This window comes from Ferruginibacter sp. (assembly GCF_014377975.1).
GTDB lineage: Bacteria > Bacteroidota > Bacteroidia > Chitinophagales > Chitinophagaceae > Ferruginibacter.
Genome location: NZ_JACMOO010000140.1, coordinates 1 through 6900, shown reverse-complemented (window position 1 = coordinate 6900; position 6900 = coordinate 1). Strand labels below are relative to the sequence as shown.

The following is a 6900-nucleotide window of genomic DNA, read 5'->3' as shown; positions in this document are numbered from 1 at the left end:
GTCAGCGAATACTCCGCTGGAACGGAAGGTTCATCCGTCAACACATGATCAGGACAGTTGTAAAAATATTTGCGTGGTACAAGAAAATAAATAACAAACAGAAGATAAAATTGAAGGAAAGCCTAATGTAATTTTAAGCAGCAGGGTAAGAAATAAACGAGTTAAATAATTTTGTTTCGTAGATATTACCACACATTATAGCAGTAATATCAACAGGGTATTTTATGTTCATAAACATTATAATGGGATGGATTTAAAAAGGATGTATGCATTCAGTAACATAAAAAACAGGGCAGGCATCGACACCCAAATACTATCTTTTACACGCAGCCTTGCTACTAATCCCAACAGCATCAAAAGAGCAAGTCCGCCTGAAGAAATTAATAAGATGGGAAGAAAAAATAAACCCACTATTAAACCAATTGCTCCAAGAATTTCTAATAATGCCGTAAGGATACCAAATTTCTCCAAACCAAATCTCTTAAATTCATTTTTAATATTGGCAGAAGTAAAATATAAAATTCCATAAGCGAAAAACGATACACTCGAAAAAAGTATAATGATAAAAAGCGTATTTAAATTAAATGAATTTTGATATGCTTCTGCAATAAAGAGGGATAAAATAAGTAGTACCAGCGAAGGCAAATGTTTTTGCCACTTATTATTTATTTTAAAATGAAAGTACTGTGCACTTACCATTAAAAATGCCATCAGCAGAGATGGTATAACCACTAACGCGGGATACCATATACCTGCTACGATCAGTGTAGCAAGTATTATTTTAACAGAGCCCACCATTACACGTGTTAAGCTGTTAAGACTATATTGTTTAAATTCTTTTACAATATTATCGTATCTAAAAACCCAGACAAAAATTATTGATGCAGCCACAATAATTTGTGCAACTATAGCATATTGTTTCATGTTCTTTTTTAATTATTATTTTATTTGTAACAGTTATAAATTTGATAAAATCGATAATATATTTCAATATATACGACCCAAAAGTACAAGTACTTTTATTATAAAGCACAATATATCTGTTGATTATGAGCTGAAATTGTGAATGAATTTGTGAGGTTGTTCGGAGTAAATAAGCTCATTAAGCGAGAAGTAGGTACATAAATCATGCCATCGCAAAATGAAACTTATGCATTTGTAAGGGATCGACTTCAATACATAATACGGATTGATCTTGAATTTTAAATGCGGGCATTTACTGCAAAGTATTTTTAGGTGTGTCAGTTATGTGCATTACCTGAATGGTGTATGTACTGAAGGAGCGTTGCAGTGCTTATCGTTAGCTAATTGCAGGGGTGTTGGGAATAACCTCAAATCTGAAGGAGGGAGAGGTAAATTTTAGAGTCCATGAATAGAAATTTTATAAGCACCGGTCTAAGTGGATGATGGTGCCAAAGAAACAAAAGTCTAATACTGCACAGAAATTCGTTGCGTAAATAAAGGGGCTGGTAAATAGAAAGGGAATAAACTTACCCACGGAGATTTGTAAATAATCTGTTGGAGGTGTGCGGGCATGCCGGTGAAACAGTAAGGTATTGAATGTAGAAGCGATATGCCTTAATATTTGCAGAAGTCAGCCGGAGTCATAAAATTTTGGTCCACATCCGATGGACTGAATGGCAGCTGTTTGCGGTACATTAATAAAGGATAAAGAAATATTATTTCTTTGAGGCATCTTGAAGAGCCGTATGATTCGAGCCGTTCAAGTTCGGTGCTGGCAGGTGTTCGCGGTGATAATTACCTTGTTTACCCGGCTGTGCGTTCGTCATTTCTATTTTATCTTTAAGTAAATACCGTCTATTGTTGCATTCAATCCAAACTGTCCGCTACAATAACCTTTTGTATAGTTAATATATACAAAGTCCTTATAAAATGTTGTTTTGAATTCACAATTTTCACTTTCAGGAATATGGTAAACAAAACTGTTCCTTTTCAGTACGATCGTATCTTTTTCAACTTCTGCTATGTTTGGCCCCCGTTCAACATTTGTGAGCGATAGAATATTAAAATCAACTTTATCGTTGACGACTTTATTTATTTGAAAGTCCCCCGTTAAAACCATTTTTAGCATATTAATAATGATAATTTCCAAAAATCTCATTGTGAACAGGTTGAATGTCTGGCGAAGGGATGCTTGTATCTGCCAATGACATTGTTATTGAAAGTTCTTTTCCTGACTTCGGTGAAAACCAACTTCCATTGAAATTTTTTTCTTTAGGCAGTCCTGTTATAATGCCTGTGATATTGCCTGTTTTATCGAACTCTAAAAGTCTGTAATTTTTATCTTCTTCAATAGTTCCCAATAGTCGTATTGGTAATTTATCTTTTGTATTTAAATAAGTAATTTCTCCAATAATTAAATTGGTGTCCAGCTGATAATGGATAAATACGTGTGTCTTTCCATTTAAAGTTCCTGTCCAGCAAATTTCCCGGCCGCTCTTGTTTTTGGTGTTTGTTAACATTGTTGGTACATCAAAAACCTTAGTGGCAGAGTTGACAACTTTTTGCTGTTGATTGTTGCAGAAGATAATTGTTAGTAAAAGTAAATAAGTAAAAAGTTTCATTATAGCAGGATGTTACTTTATGCTTCTGACTAACGTTTTTTTTTGTTCTGAAAATCAATGATTTATGTTTACAGTTAAAATCATTGATTTTTGCCTTTTTTGCCCTTCCGTTAGCCAAAGAATTTAATTCTGTTTCCGGAATAAGGGAAATGATGCACAACGTTTGTATTTGCTTAATCAGACGCACCAACGTCCTCACACAAATTATTGATTATTAATGGCGGCTGGGGTTGCTTTTATATTGCCCAGGTACGTAAATCCATTTGCCGGTTTAAGGTAATTGAATTGTTTAAATCATTTAAAACTTTGGTCTGCCAAATGACGGCGCAAATCTGTTGGATGACAAATATTACTCCGTAATATACAACGTTCCTGACTGCTGCTTATGATTAGGGTGAAAATGTTGCCGGGAAGAAAAATCTATTGAAATAGGTATGAAAACGTTTTGAAATTATTTGTCCGGTTGCTTTATTGCGAATCAAAGCCGGCAGTAAAAGTTTAATAGACATTCCGTTTTTGTTATTCTTAACATAAACTTTTTTTACCCGGATAATAAAATCCTGAGATAGCAGATGGCAATTAAAGTGCGAAAAATTATGATTGTATTATTATAAGGAAATATTGAAGCAGCATTGAAAACGGATTGCTTGTGATATTTTGCTATTTGATTCCTTTTTCTTTTTTTAAATATTCGTAGTTTTTTTACAGGTTAAAGAGGGTGGCTGTTTATAAAGTTTTCTCTGCATTTCTTTACGCTATTATTTTAAATACCCTTTTAAATAATTGAATTAAAAGAACCGGAACAATACAGGTAGCCGATACTATCAACCACATATTGGTATCAAGCAATTGAAGACCCAGTATTTCTTTTAGAGGAATTACCAAATAAAAAACCGTTAAAATTATAATACAAAGCAACAGTGCGTACCAAACAAGTATGTTACGGGTAACTTCATTTTTTATAAAAGATAATTTACGGGAAGAAAGGTTGAACACATGCCAAAGTTGAGCCAGTGCAAGACTGAAGAAGGTAATGTTGTTACATACTTCCGGCGAATACTTAAGGTAATGGCTGCAATACCAGGTTACCGCCATAATGGGTAGGGTTAACAAAATTGCATAAACTATTATATTAGTCCAGTCTTTTTTTACCACTATGGGCTCCTGCGGATTACGAGGAGGATTTTTCATAGTCAGCTCGTTGCCTTTGCCCATACCCAATGCCAATGCAGGAAAAATATCGGTAACTAAATTTAAAAACAAAATTTGCAAGGGAAGAATTGAAAAGGGGAGATTTAATAAACCATATATAAAAACAATAAAAATTTCGCTGAGATTGCAGGACAGTAAATATACTAAAAACCGTTTTATGTTTTGAAAAATGGCCCGTCCCTGTTCGATGGCTGTAACGATTGCTGTAAAGGAATCATCTTTTAATACCATGGCAGCCGTTTCTTTAGCTACCTGTGTACCCCTTAAACCCATGGCAATACCAATATCGGCTTTTTTTAGTGCCGGTGCATCGTTAATACCGTCGCCTGTCATGGCTACAATGTCTCCCCGCTTTTGGTAAAGGCTTACCATATCTAATTTTTGTTTCGGGCTAACCCTTGCAAATATATCGGCGGTAAATAATTTTTCGTCAGGCAGGTTAACGCCTAATTCTTTACCATTGATTATAATATTTTCCTTATTAGATAATTTTATTTTTTGTGCAATGTTAAGAGCGGTGGCAGGATGGTCGCCGGTAATCATAATTACTTTTATGCCTGCTTCACGGCAGGATTGTAAAGCACCGATGACATCGGTTCTTGGAGGATCTAAAAATCCGATAAAGCCCGCCAGGGTTAAATCCTGTAAAAAATTATCAGTTCCTGTATTATCACCCTCCTTAAAGGCAAACGCCAATAACCTTGTACCTTGAGCCTGTACTTCGTCTGCTTTTTGTAAAAATATTTTTTTCGCTGAATCGGTTAATTGTTCAATAGCATCCCCTTTGCAATAAGTGCTGCACTTTTCTATTAATGCTTCCACAGCACCCTTGGCAGCTACAAAATTTGTAGTTTTATTTTTATGCAGCGTAGCCATTAATTTTGTTTCAGAACTAAATGCTTCCTCTGCCACACGAGGATATTGTTTGTTTATTTCTGCCACATTTATTTTATTGGCAGTCACAAAATGCAGCAGTGTAATTTCTATAGGATCGCCTAATTGTTTTTCTTCATTTCCTTTTTTATTAACCACTGCATTGTTGCATAATGTAGAAATCAGTAGCAATTTATCAATAATGGATTTATTATTTTCGGTATTAATTTTATTTTGTTCAACAGTAATTAATTCTTCAAAAAGTGATAGGTTGCTTACCTCAATTTTATTTTCAGTAAGGGTGCCGGTTTTATCTGTAAAAATAGTATTGATGCCACCAAGTGTTTCTACTGCTGCCAGTCTTTTTATCAAAACATTTTTTCGCGCCATCCGCAACATGCCGTAGGTTAATGCAATGGTTGCAACAATGGGTAAACCTTCAGGAATAGCAGCTACTGAAAGGGCAAGTGCAGTTTCTACAATCCGGTAAATATCTTTGCTCTGTATAATTCCGGTAACAATAAAAATAGCAGCAAACACAGCCGTAATCCACATCAGCTTTTTTGTAAGACCCTGCAGTTTTTTTTCCAGGGGTGTAATGCTTTGTTCTGCATTTTCTACCAGCGAAGCTATTTTACCTAACTCTGTATGTAAGCCAGTGCCTGTTATTACTATTTTGGCATTTCCTTTTACGATTGCAGTGCCTTTAAAAACCATATTTACCTGGTCGGCCAGCTCTGTATTTTTTTCAAGGCTTTCCAGCTTTTTAGTAACCGGCAAAGATTCTCCTGTTAAAGCAGATTCATCTGCTTCAAATTGATGTAGTTCAAATATGCGTCCATCGGCAGGTACAATATCCCCGGGTTCCAGCAGCACAATATCGCCGGGTACAATTCTTTCAGACGGGATTTCTGTCATAGAATTATCTCTCCATACTTTTGAAACACTTACATCCATTTGTTTTAAAGCGTTCATAGATTTACGTGCCTGTAATTCCATAAAAAAACCTAATGTTGCGGTAATAAACAGCACGCCTATAATAGAAAATCCCTCAATATAGTGCTGAAAGAAAAAAGAAAATCCTGCTGCCACTACTAGTAATAAAACAATAGGACTTTTAAATTGCTCAATAAGAATTAAGAAAATACTTTTTTGTTTTTGAGCCTTGTAGCTGTTCAAACCAAATGCTTCAATTCTTTTTGCTACTTCATCTTCGCCTAATCCGGTTTGTTGATTTGCGTGAAGAAGCTGAGTAATCTTTTCTGCATCCGATGAGCAGGCATATTCGATGGGATAGGTGATGTTTTCAGGCTTTGTCATAATGTACTTTGTGATAATTGTGTGGAATAATACAGAGTGTTAACACAACCGCAAAAACAGTAAAAAAATAAGTGGTTATGGAAATCCATTTCGTCACCTGGCTAAAGATAGGGATGAAATTTCAGATGGTGGACTCTTTACAATGTGTTGGCAGGGAATTCGCTTTTTAGCATTCCCCCCTGATTTGTACTTACCTTAAGAAATAGGTTCAGTATCCAAACCCAGTGTGCAGCATGGGTTTGTGGCAACGTTCCATCTGGCATAAATTTAAAAATTGAAATGGTTGCGTTGGCATTACCTCTTACAATTGAATTTATGTAATTTAATTAGCAGCAACACTGCACTTATACAAATGATTGAATATTAATGTCGAGGTGCGTCAATCCAATTACCCATTCATAGTGATGGATTTATTTAAATCATTCAAAACATAAGGCCAAAGCAAGTTGATGTAAAAGACCCGGATTCGATACTCAGAGAATCAGCATCTGCACAAAAAGTAATTTTTTAAAAAATAATACGTTATAAAATTGCACTAAAAATTTAATCCTATATTTAAATTCCAAACTTAACCCTTGTTCCAAACCTAAACCTTGCTCGCCATGAATAAACGTGCTATACTCCTATCGGTTATTGTATTTCTATGTTTTATCTCCAACGCCCAGGATAAGCCCGATATAAAATTCAACCATGTTTTACCAGCAGATTTTAGTACCGACAAATTAAAAGTAGATACTTCGTATGGTGCTGTAATTATTGCGGATGTGGGTAACAGTTCTTTTGAAGCAAATAATAAAGGCTGGTTCAGCCTGGTATACAAGCACCAGCGCCGCATTAAAATTATCAATAAAAAAGGTTTCGACCTGGCAAGTGTTCAAATACCATTGTACATCTCTACCAAATCAATGGC

General features: G+C 35.2%; 4 protein-coding genes and 1 pseudogene. 1 reads left to right on the top strand and 4 read right to left on the bottom strand.

Annotated elements, in window-relative coordinates:
- Positions 1-237: 237 nt before the first annotated feature.
- From H7254_RS08410 to H7254_RS08395, 4 genes are all read right to left on the bottom strand, one after another.
- Positions 238-924: a DoxX family protein gene (locus H7254_RS08410; RefSeq protein WP_301932546.1), complete on the bottom strand. Its 687-nt coding sequence runs from the start codon at positions 922-924 to the stop codon at positions 238-240.
- Between the two features lie 868 nt (positions 925-1792).
- Positions 1793-2083, bottom strand: a complete 291-nt coding sequence (locus H7254_RS08405; RefSeq protein WP_301932545.1) for a hypothetical protein — start codon at positions 2081-2083, stop codon at positions 1793-1795.
- Between the two features lie 10 nt (positions 2084-2093).
- Positions 2094-2483: a hypothetical protein gene (locus H7254_RS08400; RefSeq protein WP_301932544.1), complete on the bottom strand. Its 390-nt coding sequence runs from the start codon at positions 2481-2483 to the stop codon at positions 2094-2096.
- A gap of 852 nt (positions 2484-3335) precedes the next feature.
- Positions 3336-5990, bottom strand: coding sequence for a cation-transporting P-type ATPase (locus tag H7254_RS08395; RefSeq protein WP_301932543.1), 2655 nt, complete (start codon positions 5988-5990; stop codon positions 3336-3338).
- Positions 5991-6592: 602 nt separating this feature from the next.
- Between H7254_RS08395 and H7254_RS08390 the strand changes: the two are divergent.
- A pseudogene (locus tag H7254_RS08390) lies at positions 6593-6900 on the top strand (hypothetical protein); the annotation flags it as partial.